This window comes from Helicobacter rodentium ATCC 700285, from assembly GCF_000687535.1.
Lineage (GTDB): Bacteria > Campylobacterota > Campylobacteria > Campylobacterales > Helicobacteraceae > Helicobacter_D > Helicobacter_D rodentium.
In genome coordinates this window covers 1-1,179 of record NZ_JHWC01000028.1, presented here as the reverse complement: position 1 = coordinate 1,179, position 1,179 = coordinate 1, and the positions used below count along the sequence as shown (strand labels likewise).

Annotated in this window: 2 protein-coding genes; one reads left to right on the top strand and one right to left on the bottom strand. The window is 31.6% G+C overall.

The window, feature by feature from the left end:
• Positions 1–567: hypothetical protein (locus tag BS85_RS10750; protein WP_211246916.1), on the top strand; the 567-nt coding region annotated here is incomplete at its 5' end.
• Positions 568–618: 51 nt separating this feature from the next.
• Here the strand turns inward: BS85_RS10750 and BS85_RS10745 are convergent.
• A partial coding sequence (locus tag BS85_RS10745) for a hypothetical protein (protein ID WP_034551657.1) occupies positions 619–1,179 on the bottom strand: 561 nt, incomplete at its 5' end.

The following is a 1,179-nucleotide window of genomic DNA, read 5'->3' as shown; positions in this document are numbered from 1 at the left end:
CCAATTATCGTCGACAATACCATCAAGGCGATACAATATATGGTTGATAACAATATAGATTTCCTTTCTCCGCAGTTATTCAAAAGAGGAACAATACTAAGAGGAGGAACTTCTATATGCAAAGAAATACCAAAATCACATTTTGGAAAATCCGTTGCTGATTTTCCCGGAGTATTATTTGATATTTCTTTTTTGAAGCCATATTTTTCAACCTTTTATTGTGATTCTATGAATCATTACAAACAGGTTTATCCTCATGTTTATTTTTCAATACTATCTCTTGTGTTTGGGAAATGCAGCTACTATAATTTACCTTCAGTATATGTAAAATTTACGCTACAAAGCACAAGTATTGAGCGAAATAGAACTTATGTTTTTGTTGACGAAAGATGGAAGCAGACAAGGGAGTTTCTAAATTTTTTGGATAATATAGAAAAAAATGATTTAACAATTGAGCAAAGAAACAATGTGACTCTTATCAGAGAAGCCATTAAGCAAGGGATATTAAGTGGCATAAAAAAAGCAATAATTAAGGAATATCCTGATATGGGAGATTACTTACTATAAAACATCTATTCTTACCATATTTTAAAGCAAAATCCCCTCTTATAATTGCACCTAGAAATACTCTTTTAAAGATGGGAATTCTGCTTTAGCACTATTTTTTAATCCAAAAAAAACTTGAGAAGCTGAGGATTGCATTGCCATATTTATATTTTCTTTAAATCTATCTTGAATTGGCATTTGAAGCAATTCTGAATACAAAGACATAAATCGTTGAAATTGTCTCCATCGCTCAATGAGACAACCATAGTTTCCTTCTTCTGTATCATCATGACTAAAAGTTGGCATTCGACAAGAAAAATAAGTAGTGGGTAGATTAAACCATGAGGCCTTTCCAAATACAGTTGCAATAATAGCAAAAATAATTTCAGGATACACTTGATACCTTGGCGTGTGTTTCCCAATAACATCTTGAAATTGTTTAAGAAAAAATATATCAAAAATAATTCCTGAAGTATAAAAAGAACCTCTAGCATATTCTTGAGGCAACAGTGGAACATTATTTGCCTTACCCCTAAAGAATTGATTTACTCTAAAAAACTGCGGAGAAAGGAAATCTATATTGTTATCAACCATATATTGTATCGCCTTGATGGTATTGTCGACGATAATTGG